Raw genomic sequence first — 16,351 nt, 5'->3', positions numbered from 1 at the left:
TTGTTGGGTTTCACTTTGTTCAACCCAACCTACGAAAATCTTAATCTTTGGGCGTTAATTATCTTTGCAATATCTGTTTCAATTTGATTCATTTAAACGTTTCAATCCCCTTGCGGGGAATTGGTTATGAAAAACGCTCGATTGATATCCCGTGGACGTGCGACGGGAGAGTTTCCATCCCCTTGCGGGGAATTGGTTATGAAAAACGTGTTGCTATAATCTTTTCAATTAAAACGCCATAGCTGTCTGTCGTTTCCATCCCCTTGCGGGGAATTGGTTATGAAAAACCTGCAGGGCACAAGCGTGTTAAGAAGATTGAAAAGCGGATTGCTGCGTTTCCATCCCCTTGCGGGGAATTGGTTATGAAAAACTTTGATACAGAAGCCCTTGTAAGGTTTGCTGCTAACCAGTTAGGTGTTTCCATCCCCTTGCGGGGAATTGGTTATGAAAAACAGCCTCTAAGGCACGTTTAGCGGCTTTAAGAGAAAGAAGTTTCCATCCCCTTGCGGGGAATTGGTTATGAAAAACAGACTACGACTACGACTATGAAGAGTCTGAATACACTGGTTTCCATCCCCTTGCGGGGAATTGGTTATGAAAAACTAAAAGCAGCCACCAAAGACCTAATGGTCAACTTGGTGGGCAAGAACAAAGTTTCCATCCCCTTGCGGGGAATTGGTTATGAAAAACCTTCCTTGCATAACTTTAGTCTTACCTGCAAAGCCGACAAGGTTTCCATCCCCTTGCGGGGAATTGGTTATGAAAAACGCAGCCTCAACTGATAAGCCTGTTAACTGCAGAGTCGTTTCCATCCCCTTGCGGGGAATTGGTTATGAAAAACCCGCATGGGATAGGGAGTACGGTATACAAAAAATATTAGCTAAGAGTTTCCATCCCCTTGCGGGGAATTGGTTATGAAAAACATATAACAGGTTGGACAAACCTGTTTATGCTTACGTTTCCATCCCCTTGCGGGGAATTGGTTATGAAAAACGTTTAGTAGCCCCTATCTCTCAAGTGTACGAAGTTATCTTGGGAGTTTCCATCCCCTTGCGGGGAATTGGTTATGAAAAACGGGGATAAACGTCAATTGTTCACATGGGTAGAGGCTATACTAAAGTTTCCATCCCCTTGCGGGGAATTGGTTATGAAAAACCCTATACCTACGAAACACTTGCCACAAATAGCTTTCAGAGTGCATTTGCGCCGAGCTACGGAAACTAGAATGTGACATTTCAAACAAGTATTTAATTTTCAAGGTGCTGATTGCCGTTTCCAGCCAATAAAAATAATCTAACCGAAAAACTCCAAGATGTCAAGACAAAAAACCAACATTTTCTCAAGATTACAGAATATTGCTGAATGTAAAGCTCTGTAGCTGCTTGCGCCAAACTCATCAAAGTTCTTAACATTCTGTTACAATCGCTCAAATGATGAAATAGTAAGGATGTTAGTAGTTAAAATGCGATATTTTCCCAAGTTCTCAACTTTACAAAACTAAAAATAGTTTTAGAGATATTTTCCGTCAGTCTCGACTCCTGACTTTTGAAGAATGAACCACGAAGAGACGAAGGACACGAAGGAAAGAGAGTTTTAGAGATATTTTCCGTAAGTCTCGACTCCCAACTCCCGACTCCCCACTTCTCACCCATCCCCACCAGGGGACTAAAAATAGTAAAATACAGAAAATCACATCATGTAGCCTCAAAATCATGCCCAGAACAGCTACATCCAACAAACGCAAAACCCCAGCTAAAAATACCCCTCTAGTATGGGCAGATAATAGCGAATTAGTTGGCCTAGTCTTTGACCTAGAAGCAACCAATTCCACATACCTATACTCACAATACACCATTGGACTTCATGCTTGGTTTCTCGATCAAGTAAGACAAATTAACCCTACCCTGTCCGCATATCTTCATGATGGAGAGTCAGAAAAACCCTTCAACATCTCAGCTTTAGAAGGTCAACTGCTTCCCGCAGGTAAACAACTACAACTGCAAGCAAACCAAACCTATCGCTGGCATCTTCACACATTTTCCCAACCAGTAGTTCAGTTTTTAAGTCAGTGGTTAACCCAACTTCCACCAACCCTAAATTTAAGAGATGCTGGCTTACAAATAAAAAAAGTTAGTATTCTCCATCCACCAACAACCTATCACCAAATACTGCAATCATCTCTAGGAAAACACACAAATATTAATCTGAGTTTTATTTCTCCTACCAGTTTTCGCCGCAAAGGTCATCATTTCCCCCTTCCCGTTCCTGTTAATCTTTTTCATAGTTACCTGAGACGCTGGAACGACTTTTCAGGAATGTCCATAGAACAAGATCCCTTTTTAGAATGGATAGATGAAAACGTCATCATTCACAAATACCGCTTAGAAACAGTAAAAGTTGCAGCAGGTAAACGGGGTTCAGTCACAGGTTTTACAGGAGCGATATCTCTGGGGTTAAGTAAAACAGCATTAACCAACATAGAATTTACCCAATTATTTTATGCCTTAATTCAACTTGCTCCCTACTGTGGCACAGGACATAAAACCACCTTTGGACTCGGACAAACCCTGTTAGAATGGGTAGAACCAGAAACCAATACATCAGCAGAAATTATCAACAACCTGCTACCAGAACGCATAGAAGAACTAACAGCAATATTCACCGCAACACGCAAACGCACAGGAGGCGATCGCACCGAAAAAATAGCCACAACTTGGGCGACAATATTAGCAAGACGAGAAATGGGAGAATCATTAAAAATAATATCCCAAGATTTAGAAATACCCTACTCCACCGTCAAAACCTACGTTAAATTAGCCCGTAGAGAACTAAAACAATTGACAATTGATAATTGATAATTGACAATTTTTTAATTCAAACTTGACAGCAGTTTTCATGTATTTCAGGACTTCCGCAAAACAGTAGGGGTAATTCATGAATTACCCCTACCCAAGAAACAGTTTGTACCACACCCTTATTATCCTCTTATTCTCTTACTCCGCGCCTCTGCGTCTTTGCGTGAGATTTAAAAATGTGATTCACTTATCCAAAAACCCCCAATTGTCAATTGTCAATTGTCAATTGTCAATTCTTCTCCGGTAAATTTCTCGGTGGTATCAACCGCCCCTGATAAAACCGTTTTTCCAACCTACCCAAACCAAACCAAACTCCCGCACCACCAACCACAACCAAAGAAAGAAAACCCATAGTCAAAATATCCTGCTGATCATAAACAAACATCAGCAAAGGAAGCAACCCCCAAACCAAAACTGTTAACCCTGCAACCCCCATTCGCAACTTTTGTAAATTAGCCAAAGCACTCCGACAACTAGAACATTTTTCTGTATGAGAGTGGTATCTATCTAATAATTCTTCCTTTGGTAATGGTGGTGAAAAACTTTTCCCAGGAAACGGATCAATACTATATTGATTCACCCAAGAACGCAATTGAAAAACAAATAAATCTGCCTTAGTTGGCAAATAAAACGCCTTAGTAAAATTCTCACTTCCACCCCTTGCGGCTAAATATCTTTCTTGATGATGTAAGAAAATTTGATCATCTTCTAAAACTCTATTTTGTCCAATATGTGAATACCAACGGGGAGTTAATTTTAAAAATATTCCTGGTAATTTAGAAGAAAACTTAAAAGGAAAAATCGCAAATAACCGACATTCTCCTTTACGAATTGGAGTAGCATAAACAACAGTTAAAGTTCTGCCAAACTGTTTAGATGTCAAGTCATGCCACATTAAACCAGGAGCAATAAAAGTAGTATATTGTTTTCCTAAAGTACCTTTACGCGGTCCTTCTTCCCAAATTCCTTTAAATCCCCATTTTCCTGATTCTACTACTTCTAATTCCACAGGAGAAACATTAGCGCGGTTGCCGACGGTACGGTGATGGGTGTAAGGTATATGACTGGAATCTAAGACATTTTCCATTAATGTCAAAGCATCATAAGGAATATCTCGAAAAGTGTTGAGACAAACCCAACCTTCTGATTCTTGATCTAAAATATCAACAATGGGAACTTGAGTTTTAGCAGCATTTTCCGCAGTTCCCGGATAAACAAATAACATTCCTTGTTTAACTGTGGTTGGGAATGAAGTTACACAAGCACGTTGAGAAATTTCTGCTTTTCCTCCTGCGACTTGTTGGGGTATGCGATCGCATTTTCCCGTACCTGAAAAAGTCCAACCATGATAAGGACATTCTAACAATCCATCTTCATTAATTCTACCTTCTGATAGAGGCGCTAAACGGTGGGGACATTGATCTAAAAATGCTCGCCACATCTGCGCGTTATTATCCCACCATAAAACAATATCTTTCTCTAGCAAAGTGAAGCGAGTAGGCTGGGTTTTGTCTAAATCTTCGACATAATGAACAGGATACCATACCTCTTGCCAATCAAAGCGATCTGGATCGAGTCCACCAGCGGGAAGTAATTCTGTGGTTATGGTTGGAGATGTGTTTGACTGGATTATACTGCTGGACATGATAGAATTAACAATGATTGTAAATAATTTTGAGTTTCCCAAAACTAAGATAACAATTTTTTAATCATCCTGACAGATAGATTTCAAAAATTAGCCAATTGTCTAAAATTGTATTACTCAAGTATTTTAACAAAAAAAGGAAACCTAAAGTAAAACTATGGTAGTAGACACAGAAAAATGTACAGCAGCTAAAACAGAGTTACGTCAAACATTAGCTGCTTGTGGTGGCAATACCAAAGATAAAAATGTCATTGCTGCAATTGAAAATCTCCAATCTTTTAACCCGACAAAAGCACCAGCCCAAAGTGGTAGTTTAATGGATAGTGAATGGTTGTTGATCAGTGCGCCAAATTTTCCTCAAGGTGAACTATTAGCAAATGGTAAATATGCTTATACTTTGGGGCGTTTGGCTTTTAATATGTTTCAACCAACAAAATTAAAATTAGTGATTGATCGCGTTTTGCAACCTGTGTTTCCAATAGGAAATGGAGAACAAAGAACTCATGATATTGTAGTTGAATTTACAACTATTGATGAATCTTTTCCCCAACTTTCGGGAATTGTGATCAACCAAGGAATTTGTCAAACTGTAAGTGATAAACTGCTACAAGTGCAATTTACAGGAGGAATTTTAAAACCGCAATCTACAACTAATTTAGAAGAGTGGAAAGCGGTTTTTAGTGAACAAGGTAAACCAGAAAAAAGAAGTTTAGGAGATATTTTGATGTCTGGTTTTTTAAAGTTGATGTTTGGTTTAGTTCCTCCACAAACTATGAACTCTGAAACTGGAGAAGTTTCGTTTATGATGAATCGTTCTCCTAAAGGGCGTTTAGAAATTCTTTATTTAGATGAAGAATTGCGAATTACTCGTGGAGAAAAAGGAACTGTTTTAGTTTGTGAAAGACTGGGTTAAAACAATTGACAATTGACAATTGATAATTTTTGTTTTTTTTCCTAGAAAGGAGAGGTGTGAAACCCTGAATTAAAAAATTATGGTTCTACCGTACTTGTTATGCTAAATTACCAGTCTGAAAGAGGGAACAGGGAACAGGGTAAAGAGGCAATTTTTGTAAAAATATCCAATATCTGTAGCTTATGTCTTATGTATATTAAGCCTTCCGCAGTTTTTTGAGATTGATTTTGCATACTATGTACTGAAGAACCAAAATTATCAATTGTCAATTATCAATTATCAATTATCAATTATCAATTCTTCTCTTAAACGATACAAAATTGTATTTTTATCAACTTGGGTCAAAATCTCCTGAATGACGGTATTAGCGCCCAATTGTCCCCACGTACAGCCTTTTTCTAAATAGACCTGTGCAGCTTTACCCACAGCATAAGCACCATAACCAGCAATACCAGCTTGAGCGATCGCACTGCCAGCAAAGGTAGTAATATTGAGAGGATTATCACCACTAGCAATAACAGCAGAACTTTTACCTAAACCTAATACAAAACTACTGCCTATTTCTCCTAATAATAAACCACCGGAACTTAATAAAATCGTTCTTAATAAATTTGTCGCTTCATAACTAGTCATGGGTAAAGAATATAATCTAGCTAAGGAACGAATTAAAGCTAAATCTGTAATTACACCACCAATAATATCTAAAAAAGCAATAGGATTTAAACCTATTCCTAAAGCTTTATATTTGGCAAACTTCCAAATAATATCTTCTGCTTCTTGTTGCCGAAAATCAAGAGTTTTTTGGGCAATAATTTCTTCAGCTTCCCGCGCTTGAATGAGTGCATTTAAAGCTAAAAGCGATCGCCCTTCTCTATTTAATATATTCAAAATTGTTTGTTTCAATTCATCTACCTGGGGGGGTGGGGTTTCCCATTCATAACTCACACTTCCATCAGGATATTCTACCCTGACTTCCATCGGTGCAGGTTCTGCTGCAACCATAACAATTTCATCCGGTAATAATGGTTTAGCGTGCGGATGTCCTGCACCTAAAACTTGTAAACTCTGATAAATGCTTTTTCTATCTGTATCAGGATACAAATCAATTTTGTTAAATACTAAAATCAGCGGTTTTTGCGCTTGGCGTAATTGCAGTAATGCTTGATACTCTGTTCTAGTAATATCTCCTGACACCACAAACAAAATCAAATCAGCTTGCTGTGCCACATCTCGCGCCATTTGCGCCCTGGTTTCTCCTTCAATCTCATCTAAACCAGGTGTATCAATTAATTCGACAATTACCTTACCACCTGGTTTCCAACGTAGCGATCGCGGCCATTGAGTCACACCATTAAGAGGTCCAGTTTGCAGAATTTTTTCCCCCAGCAAAGAATTTAACACCGCAGACTTACCACGACTCACCAAACCAAAGGCCGCTATTCTCACCACATTAGAGTCTAGTTTGCTGAGAGTGGTGGTTAAAACCTCTATTTCTGGTTTTACCAAACTTGCTAATTCTTGTTTAGATGATAGCTGGCCTGACTTGCGGAGATATCCATACCAAGATATCGCTTGTCTAAGACTAGCACGGGCGCGGTTTAAATGAGTTTCTTGCAGTTGAGACAAGGTGACAGCAAAAAATAAATTACATATTTATTTATATCGAAAATTTGGGCTTTGTGACTGCTGCCCTCACCTCTATTTTACCACCAAATGCGTTCACCTTTCTCATTTACTCGTGCTTGACGAATCACATCAGAAATTTCTTCCGCATCTTTAACATGATGCAAAGCTTTTTTCTCCCCATCAGCAGTTTCCACTATAAAATAAGTGGGAACTGTAATTTGATCACCTGTAATATCAGGAACATCTACAGCAACTTGTTGGGCTTTTTCTTCAATTGTTTGTGCTTCATCAGCTATTCTATCACCAGGATTAGCAGTTAAATTTCTTTCTTTAACATTTGGTTTCTCTCTAGAAAAGCTATCTTTACTTACTGGTTGATTAATTTGATCATCTTGATGATTATTAGTCATAACCCTATCCAAAATAAACAACTATTTAACAATTGACAATTGACAATGGATAATTAATTTCCAATTATCAATTATCAATTATCAATTTTGAAAGTGGTTCTTTCTGGAGAGAGAGTTTGAATTTGTGTGAGTATGAAATTTAGTTTTGATTTGGAATTGGAAAAGGTGTATATTTACCTCCTAAAGCTTCAACAATAGTGCGGGTATTAGCTACCATCATTTTGATGTAAGTCTCTCCATCACTTCCTTTTTCACCAATAGAATCAGAGTAAAGTTCATTGGGTGCGAGTTTAACACCTGCTTCTTGGGCAACTGTTTTAATTAAAGCGGGATTAATTGTAGTTTCCGCAAAAATTGCCGGCACACCTATTTTTTTAATCTCATCAACTAATTGTTTGACAGTTTGGGCGCTTGGTTGTTCTTCAGTGCTAATCCCAATTAAAGTTCCCGCAATTTCCAAACCATAAGTATTAGCATAATATTGAAAAGCATCGTGGGTAGTGATCAATTTGCGTTTTTCTGGGGGAATAGTTTGAATTTGTTGTTGAATCCAATTATTTAATTGTTGTAATTCATTTGTCAATTCTTCCGCATTTTGAGTAAATTTTTCTTTGTCTTCTGGTGATAACTCAATCAATGAATCTCTAATAGCATTCACCATAGAGATAGCATTTTCCGCACTTCCCCAAACGTGAGGATCGGGAACAATTTCCCCCTTACTTTTTTCTAGTTTTAAAGGTTCAACAACTTCCCCCACTGCTAACTTTTTCGCTTTTCCTCCCGCAGCATTCATTAACTTAATAATTCCCGGTTCTAAATTGTAACCGTTATATAAAATTAAATCCGCTGTTTCCAAAACTCGACTATCTGCGGGTACAGGTTCATAAACGTGCGGATCTGCACCTGGTTGGAGAATACCAGTTAAATTTATTTCCTCTCCTCCAACTTCCTCCGCTAAATCAGCAATGATAGTGCTAGTTGCTACAACTTGCGGCTTACCATCCCCCGGTGGTTGCGACTCGGAAGAAGTACAACCAAATAAAAACAAAGGTAGAAATATTCCCAAACAAAACGGGTAAATATTGAAAGCAATCTTTGTTTTCTTAAACACAGTGCGGCAGTCTATCCCTGGTATTAGTTTCATTTATCTAATTGATTAATTCAAATTATTGGAGTTTTCATTTTTTTCTCATTTTTATAGTAAGCTCAAAGAATGGATATTTTAAACACGGATATGCAAAATATTTCTTTTTACCAAAAATTCAATTTATTACGTAGACAGGCACAGGAAATACCTGTACAAGCGAGAAAATCTATTGATATGAGTTCTCAACCAACCATTAACATTTCTCATTTAGGAGTACATTACCGCACACAAGAAGCTTTGCGGGATGTGAACTGCATAATTAAACCAGGAAAATTAACAGGAATTTTTGGACCCAATGGCGCTGGTAAAAGCACCTTGATGAAAGCTATTTTGGGATTAGTTCCTACAAGTAGCGGTAACGTCTTGTATGAAAATAAACCTTTAAAGCAGCAACTAGAAAAAGTTGCCTACGTGCCACAAAGAAGCCAAATAGACTGGAATTATCCTGCTACAGTATGGGATGTAGTGATGATGGGGCGTGTAAAAAAAACAGGTTGGTTGCGTAGTTTCTCGGCAGTCAGCCGTCAAGTAGCAAAAGAGGCCTTAGAACGGGTAGGAATGAAAGAATACAGCGATCGCCCTTTATCGGAACTATCTGGAGGACAACAACAGAGAGTATTTTTAGCCCGTGCATTAACGCAACAAGCGGAAATTTTTTGTTTTGACGAACCCTTTGTAGGAATAGATCAAAAAACCCAAGCCATAATTTTTGAAGTTTTTCACGAACTAACAGCAGCCAATAAAATTGTATTAGTAGTAAACCACGACTTAGGCGAATCAATCACCCATTTTGATGATTTAATTTTACTGAATTGTGAACTAATCGCCACAGGTTCACGCCAACAAGTTCTCACAGAAAAAAACCTACATCGTGCTTACGGAGGAAAAGTCATCTACTTTGCAGCTTAGTCATTAGTTATTAGTTATTAGTTATTAGTTATTAGTTATTAGTTATTAGTTATTAGTTATTTATGAATCTTGCCTATTTACTGTAACCTGTAACCTGTAACCTGTAACCTGTAACCTGTAACCTGTAACCTGTAACCTGTCACCTGTCACCTGTCACCTGTCACCTGTCACCTCTTTCCTAATGTTAAACACACTAATTGAACCATTACAATATAGCTTCATGCAACGTTCATTAATCATCGCCATATTAGTAGGTTTATTATGTGCGATAGTTGGTAGTTACTTAATGGTACAAAGACTAGCATTACTAGGTGATGCGATCAGCCATTCCGTACTACCAGGACTGGCGATCGCCTTCATGATAGGTGCTAACATTTTTATTGGAGCTTTTATTGCTGGGATATTAAGTACCATAGCCATAGCATTTATTAAAACCCGTTCCCCCATCAAAGAAGATGCAGCAATGGGGATAGTATTTTCAGCTTTTTTTGCCCTTGGTATTACCCTAATTACAGTTATTCAAAAAAGTAATAAAATCGACCTCAATCATTTTTTATTTGGTAACATCCTTGGCGTAACAGTTGACGAAGTGCGAGACACAGCTATCATTGCTGCTATAGTTTTAATCATCGTTTTTTTACTATACAAAGAACTGTTATTTTACACCTTTGATCCATTAGGCGCACAAGCCGTAGGTTTACCAGTTAATCGTTTAAACTTTGGTTTAATGTTGTTAATTTCTTTAACAATTGTCGCCAGCATGAAAGCTGTAGGAGTTATTTTAGTATTATCACTATTAATTACCCCAGGGGCAACTGCTTATTTATTAGTAAAAAGACTACATGAAGTGATGATTTTAGGGGCGGTAATTGGTGTAATTTCTAGTATTAGCGGAATGTATCTGAGCTATTTTTATAATTTACCTTCTGGTCCAGCAATTGTGTTGGTTGTTTCGGGTTTATTTGTCTTAGCTTTTTTGTTTAGTCCTAGACATGGAATTTTTCAGAAGGCAGGAAACAAGTAATACAGCATATTTCATACCAGTGAGGTACAAACTCAAATCATAAAACCCTTGTGGAACAGGCATCCTGCCTGTTAACCTTGCACCTCATTTACCTCGAAACTGCTGTAAGTAGCTCACTTCCTGTAGAGTATCACCTTTTAGCCATCTTCACAAAGGATGGGCAAAAAAGCGATCGCTCTTGTTAAATTCTTCCTGATTTGGCAGACACCCCGGCGGAAATATATAAACCTTAATTGATCAATTACCCTCAGGTGGAACTGGGGGTTTCACTAAAACATTTTTCGATTATATACAAAAAAATATTTGCATAACCGAAAGTTTCCGGATCTAGTCAAAATCATAACGGATAAGAAAAAAAGTAGATGCACCTTAATTTAGATCATTACCCTCAGCTTTTAGCTGGGGGTTTTATTTAAGCAATTTTGAATTGCTTGATGGTGTATTGTGTGAATGATGCACTTCCCAGAGCTTTTTTGCTGGGTATTTTATTATAGCAGATTGTATCTGGAAATAGTATTTTTTGCAAAAATTTTAGATTTCGCTAGAATCTGAAAATTTACAACCAACTTTTACAGCCAACTGGGAGCTTGTCCTAAGTTGACAATTTACTAGACAAACCTATACAAGTACATACAAAACTACAAGTATTTGAAGTATACATGGAATAAGTTGACTAAAAAATTAAGCAAAATGTGTCAGAATTAAATGATAAAGTATAGTGTTGAAAATGGCTATCGCCACGCAAGCTATCAGCAAATGCTTTTATCCATCAAAACAAAACTCAAGTTAAACAAAACCCAGGAAATATTAATGGCTAAACACGCTGGTATAGCAAGGTTTACCTATAATTGGGGTTTAGCTACTTGGCAGGATTTGTACAAAGATGGATTAAAGCCAAATAAATATATCCTCAAAAAATTCTTTAATAATCACGTAAAACCTGAGTTGACATGGATTAAGGAAAAAGGTATTTGTCAGAAAATCACTCAATACGCCTTTGATAGTTTAGGTGAGGCTTTCCAGAGATTCTTTAAAGGACAGTCTAAATATCCCAACTTCAAAAAGAAAGGGAAAAATGATAGTTTGACAATTGATAATGGTGGTAAACCAATTCCTGTAGGTGGTACATCAATAAAACTACCAACAATTGGATGGGTAAAAACTTATGAAGGATTACCTCACACCACCTGTAAAAGTATTATTATTTCCAGGACTGCTGATAGTTGGTATATAGCCTTTTCTTATGAACAAGAATGTCAACCAACCATCAAAAACCATGCTGTTGTTGGTGTTGATTTAGGAGTCAAGGAACTAGCTACACTAAGCACTGGTGTTATATTTCCTAATCCTAAACACTATAAACAGAATCTAGCTAAACTACAAAGATTATCCAAAGTCTATTGTAGAAAAGCTAAAGGTTCAAACAATAAGCATAAAGCCAAAATTAAACTAGCTAGACATCATGCAAGAATAGCAAACCTGAGAAAAGATACTCTTCATAAACTTACTACTTACTTATGCAAAAACCACGCCAAGATAGTAGTAGAAGATTTGAATGTTTCAGGGATGTTATCAAACCATAAATTAGCCCAAGCAATAGCTGATTGTGGGTTTCATGAGTTTAAGCGTCAGCTAGAATATAAAGCTAAAAAGTTTGGTTGTGAAATTATAATTGCTGATAGATTTTATCCATCAAGTAAAACCTGTTCTCACTGTGGACATAGAAAAGATAGTCTTTCTTTATCTGAAAGAATTTATCACTGCGATAACTGTAGTTTTGAGATGGATAGGGATCTGAATGCTGCAATTAATTTATCGCGTTTGGCTAAAGCGTGAAAGTCTACCGAGGGATAACTGCTCCCATGCTCCTGTTGAAGTAGAAAGTAAAGTCTAGCTTTGTCTAGGTTTTATATAGCAGCTAACCAGACAGCATAACCAATCATTGCAAATAGCAAGGTAATCAAAGCTGTCATGACATAACAAATACACATCAATAAACCATCCGATTCAATACTGGCAACAGCAAAAAGTAAAATCCCGATGGTAGGGATAGGATTGGTAAAGGGAACAGGTGACATTAATAGAACAGTCAACCAGGAAATACAAAAGCCATTAAATCGCCAAACAAAATCATGAGAAGCAATTTTTGTCAAGCGAGGACGAGTAATGGTTTCTAATAATGAAGTGACTCGACGTAAGTTTTGCAGGATAACTTGAGCAAAGGGGCGAGGAAATTGATAATTAGCGATTTTTTTAGGTAGCCAAGGCGATCGCCTACCAAATAGCATCTGCAAAGACAAAAGCAAACAAGCAGCCCCAAAAGGACCAGTTAACCCTGGAGGCATGGGAAACAAAAACGGTAAAACTAATAATGCAATCACCAAGCTAAAACCCCGTTCTGAGGTTTCTGTCAGAACATCACCTAGAGTTAGTGACTGTTCTGATAAACGTTGCAGTAAAGACTTTATCTCTTGAGAAAATCTTAAACGCATTGTTCTGGGAGTTTATAGGAATTACCATATTCAAAGGCGAAGTTTGAAACCGGATTGTTTCGATCATATAAATTTTGTGCGCATCTTGCCCACCTTTTTTCCCATACCACGCTCCTAAAATTTTTCAAATGCTAGGTAATCTGTTTTTACCTTGTATCGGCGAAGACGTAGTATATTTTATTACTATGAGGTACACCTTAATTCATTTACTATTCCCAATTCCCAATTCCCAATTGGGAAAGAAGTTTTCAAATATCCTCCTGACTCCTGACTCCTATACCCTCAAGAAAAGACTTTCTCAGCAAACCCTATTTAGATAAATAAACCCCAACTTTGTATCACAAAATTGAGGATTATTGTTTTTGACTGATAGAGCTAGAGCTTAGACAACAGGTGTATTTCTTTGATCTGCCATGCTATCAACTAAAGCTGCCGCTTGTTTGAGTGCTTCTGTTCTGTCTACCATCAAGTGATGGGTAGGTAACAAACTTAAAACTCCCAAACTTTCTAGACGTTTCTTAACTTTACCTGTTGTACCAACAAGAATCACTTGACGACCTTTTTCACAAGCTTCTCGAATAGCACCTTCAAGAGTTAAAGAAGCTGTTACACCCATCATTGGTACATCACTCAAGTCAAAAACAATTACATCACAATCTTGAATGGCGTTATGTTCACGAGAAATGGCTTTAGAAACACCAAATATCATCGCGCCACTTAAATAAAATAGCAAAATCCGACCATTGGCTTGATCTAACAAACCCTTTTCTTCTTCACTTAAATCAATGTTATCATCAGCATCACTGATAGCTTTTACAGTTTCTGAATTCATGCTGGAAAGACGTTCAATGGTTAAGATGTTGGCAATAAATACACCCACACCTACAGCCACAATTAAGTCTACAAACACAGTCAAGAGTAACACACCATACATGATGATAGAACCCTTGAGAGAAACTTTGTGAGAACGTTTTAAGAAACTCCAGTCCAGAATATCAATACCTACTTTTAGCGCAATACCCGCTAAAACAGCCATTGGAATATCTTTGGTTATACCAGCAGCACCCAAAACTACCACTAATAAAACCAACGCACGAGTAATACCAGAAACTGCCGTTTGCGCCCCAGTTTGGATATTAACAACAGTTCCCATTGTTGCACCCGCACCGGGTAAACCACCACACAAACCAGAGACAATGTTAGCAATACCTTGACCAATTAATTCTTTATCAGATTTGTGTTCTGTGCGGGTTAAGCTATCAGCAACTACCGCAGTTAATAGGGTATCAATACATCCCAACATCCCCAACATTACCCCATCAACTAACATCAGGGTTAGGTTTGATAAGGTGAAGGTTGGCATTTGGATTTTGGGTAAACCAGTTTCAATTACACCAATACGTTTGATATCAGCATCACCAAAAAAGATAATTGAAACTACAGTTACTACTATTAAAGCAATTAACTGAGGGGGAACAATACGTTTAACTTTTGACGGCGTTAAATAAATAATTGCTACCGTCATTACCCCCAAAATCAAAGCAATAGGGTTGATATTCGCTAAGAGATCAGGTAGGTTTTTGACTATTCCTAAAACTCCACCTTTGGGGGTTGACTGTCCCAAGAAAGGTGCTGTTTGCAAAATAATTAAAATCACCCCAATTCCTGACATAAAGCCAGAAATTACACTGTAGGGCATGAGGGTGATATATCTCCCTAACTTGAAAACACCAAAGATGATTTGAAATAACCCTGCTAACATGACTACGGTAAAAGCCATAGCCAAACCGTTTTCTGGATCTCTTGCTGTGAAAGAACTGATAATACCAGTAATGACTACTGTCATTGGACCGGTAGGTTCAGAAATTAAGGTAGGTGTACCACCAAATAAGGCTGCAAAAAATCCTACACAAACAGCGCCATAAAGACCGGCAACTGGACCAGCACCGGAAGCCACACCGAAGGCTAAAGCTAGTGGTAGAGATACAATGGCGGCAGTCACACCGCCGAAAATATCACCGCGTAAATTGCGGGTATGAATAGTATTGGTTATTTCCATTAGTGGATGCTCAATGACAACAAAATTGTACGGTTTAGACAGGTTTTTTCTGTCTCATGAAACTCACAATTTTAGCCATATAAAAACATCTACACTCACCTGTTAGAAACTCAAATTTGAGGAGAAATTTAATCATGTTATATTTATTTACAGTGATAATTATTGGGTGGCTTTAAATAACTCCCATTTTTGCAAATAGTGGGAGTATCTAAGCTACCTTTTCTCTCACGTTGAAGGACTGAGTTCTATCTGATTGTTAGTGTGTATGTTTGCTAAAATTGCCATAAAAATTGCAATGAATAGCTGGCAATGGCTAGATATATTTTAGATATCTATGAGACTTGACAAAATGATTTTTTAAGAAAATGTTATCATTTTTGGGCATTTGCATTTTGGTGAGTTGAAGATTAAGTGTTATGTCCGGTGAAACTAGGTAAAAAGATTTTTATGTGACTAGAAAATGCTGTTACTTAGTTGCACTTAAATTGCGTTTATTAACACAAGTAAGCGAAAATAAACGTAACAGAGTTGATCCTAGTAACAAAAAACCAGAACTTACCCTAGAACTAATTTGAATAAAAATAGCATACAGCCTTTGGCACTCAAAAAATTATTTTTTGAATGTATTTCTTGAATGCAATATTTAAATACTACTACTATCCCATTATCGGTTTTGCCGATTTCTCCGATATATGATCTTTCCAAGCCTGTGGTAAAGTTACAACTTTTTCTGTATTTCTGGGTATTTTAAAACTTGTTTAGCCTTCTCGTCTCATTGTCAAGACTGATGATACTAAGTACGTGAGCAAAATTAATTTAACATTTTTGGAATAAACAAGAATCTCTATAGTTCTTAAACGTTTTGAATAACGGCCATCAAAAAACCGGGGTCATGCCCCGGCCTTTTAGGTCTGCGTCGTTTCGTTTCGACTCAACAGCCGTCTGGTCCACAGAAATGTCTTCCGTACAGTACCTCTGCTTCACAGATATAGATAATGCCCGCATAATCGGTAAAAAATGTAATTGCGACCTTATCTGCGATATTCTCCGCCATCTCCCGTGTTTCGGTGAGTACCTCGAACTTCACATTAGAATCAGTGTCAGAAGTGTTGGGTTTACCTGTAGAGCGGACGTTGCGACTGCCCTTACCACCGGTATCCACCACTGTATAACCAGTCGCTCCGCATTCTTCAATGATCTTGGCGACCTTTTTCATCAGCACCTTTTCCGTGACGATGACGAGCTTGTTGGCACGCTTGGACATATTGCTT

Annotated in this window: 12 protein-coding genes and 1 CRISPR repeat array; of the genes, 5 read left to right on the top strand and 7 right to left on the bottom strand. The window is 37.7% G+C overall.

All coding sequences use genetic code 11. The annotated features are described in order from the left end of the window. Positions 1-98 precede the first annotated feature (98 nt). Positions 99-1,156: direct repeats of the CRISPR family, unit length 37 nt; unit sequence GTTTCCATCCCCTTGCGGGGAATTGGTTATGAAAAAC. A 556-nt stretch (positions 1,157-1,712) separates the two neighbouring features. Then, on the top strand, positions 1,713-2,855 hold the full coding sequence (cas6, locus tag IQ237_RS06255) for a CRISPR-associated endoribonuclease Cas6 (protein ID WP_194053385.1): 1,143 nt from the start codon (positions 1,713-1,715) through the stop codon (positions 2,853-2,855). 229 nt (positions 2,856-3,084) lie between these two features. Here cas6 and IQ237_RS06250 read toward each other — a convergent pair whose 3' ends face one another. Then, entirely contained in the window at positions 3,085-4,500 is a 1,416-nt protein-coding gene (locus IQ237_RS06250) for a Rieske 2Fe-2S domain-containing protein (protein WP_194053384.1), read from the bottom strand. A 157-nt stretch (positions 4,501-4,657) separates the two neighbouring features. Here IQ237_RS06250 and IQ237_RS06245 point away from each other — a divergent pair, with 157 nt between their 5' ends. Beyond that, positions 4,658-5,413 (top strand): PAP/fibrillin family protein, encoded by a 756-nt coding sequence (locus IQ237_RS06245; RefSeq protein WP_194053378.1) that lies wholly within the window; start codon positions 4,658-4,660, stop codon positions 5,411-5,413. Positions 5,414-5,692: 279 nt separating this feature from the next. Here IQ237_RS06245 and IQ237_RS06240 read toward each other — a convergent pair whose 3' ends face one another. From IQ237_RS06240 to IQ237_RS06230, 3 genes are all read right to left on the bottom strand, one after another. Then, positions 5,693-7,039, bottom strand: coding sequence for a GTP-binding protein (locus tag IQ237_RS06240; RefSeq protein ID WP_194053377.1), 1,347 nt, complete (start codon positions 7,037-7,039; stop codon positions 5,693-5,695). Between the two features lie 77 nt (positions 7,040-7,116). Next, complete coding sequence (locus IQ237_RS06235) at positions 7,117-7,449, bottom strand: hypothetical protein (RefSeq protein WP_194053375.1); 333 nt, start codon at positions 7,447-7,449, stop codon at positions 7,117-7,119. A 139-nt stretch (positions 7,450-7,588) separates the two neighbouring features. Next, complete coding sequence (locus IQ237_RS06230) at positions 7,589-8,593, bottom strand: metal ABC transporter substrate-binding protein (protein WP_194053374.1); 1,005 nt, start codon at positions 8,591-8,593, stop codon at positions 7,589-7,591. Positions 8,594-8,683: 90 nt separating this feature from the next. Here IQ237_RS06230 and IQ237_RS06225 point away from each other — a divergent pair, with 90 nt between their 5' ends. From IQ237_RS06225 to IQ237_RS06215, 3 genes are all read left to right on the top strand, one after another. Then, the gene (locus tag IQ237_RS06225; RefSeq protein ID WP_194053495.1) at positions 8,684-9,505 is read left to right on the top strand and encodes a metal ABC transporter ATP-binding protein; all 822 of its coding nucleotides are present in this window, start codon (positions 8,684-8,686) and stop codon (positions 9,503-9,505) included. A gap of 181 nt (positions 9,506-9,686) precedes the next feature. Continuing rightward, positions 9,687-10,529 carry a metal ABC transporter permease gene (locus IQ237_RS06220; RefSeq protein ID WP_194053373.1) on the top strand — a complete coding sequence of 281 codons (843 nt, stop codon included), beginning with the start codon at positions 9,687-9,689 and terminating at the stop codon, positions 10,527-10,529. Positions 10,530-11,285: 756 nt separating this feature from the next. After that, complete coding sequence (locus IQ237_RS06215) at positions 11,286-12,365, top strand: RNA-guided endonuclease TnpB family protein (RefSeq protein ID WP_194053493.1); 1,080 nt, start codon at positions 11,286-11,288, stop codon at positions 12,363-12,365. A 71-nt stretch (positions 12,366-12,436) separates the two neighbouring features. Here IQ237_RS06215 and IQ237_RS06210 read toward each other — a convergent pair whose 3' ends face one another. From IQ237_RS06210 to IQ237_RS06200, 3 genes are all read right to left on the bottom strand, one after another. Further along, the gene (locus IQ237_RS06210) at positions 12,437-13,021 is read right to left on the bottom strand and encodes an exopolysaccharide biosynthesis protein (protein WP_194053372.1); all 585 of its coding nucleotides are present in this window, start codon (positions 13,019-13,021) and stop codon (positions 12,437-12,439) included. Between the two features lie 382 nt (positions 13,022-13,403). After that, entirely contained in the window at positions 13,404-15,080 is a 1,677-nt protein-coding gene (locus IQ237_RS06205; protein ID WP_194053371.1) for a SulP family inorganic anion transporter, read from the bottom strand. Between the two features lie 931 nt (positions 15,081-16,011). Then, a complete protein-coding gene (locus IQ237_RS06200) occupies positions 16,012-16,344 on the bottom strand; it encodes a P-II family nitrogen regulator (RefSeq protein ID WP_194053370.1) in 333 nt (110 codons plus the stop codon). Positions 16,345-16,351 lie beyond the last annotated feature (7 nt).

This window comes from Sphaerospermopsis sp. LEGE 08334 (genome assembly GCF_015207205.1).
Classification (GTDB): Bacteria; Cyanobacteriota; Cyanobacteriia; order Cyanobacteriales; family Nostocaceae; genus Sphaerospermopsis.
The sequence above is the reverse complement of the archived record's forward strand: the minus strand, read 5'-3'. Positions and strand labels throughout refer to the sequence as shown.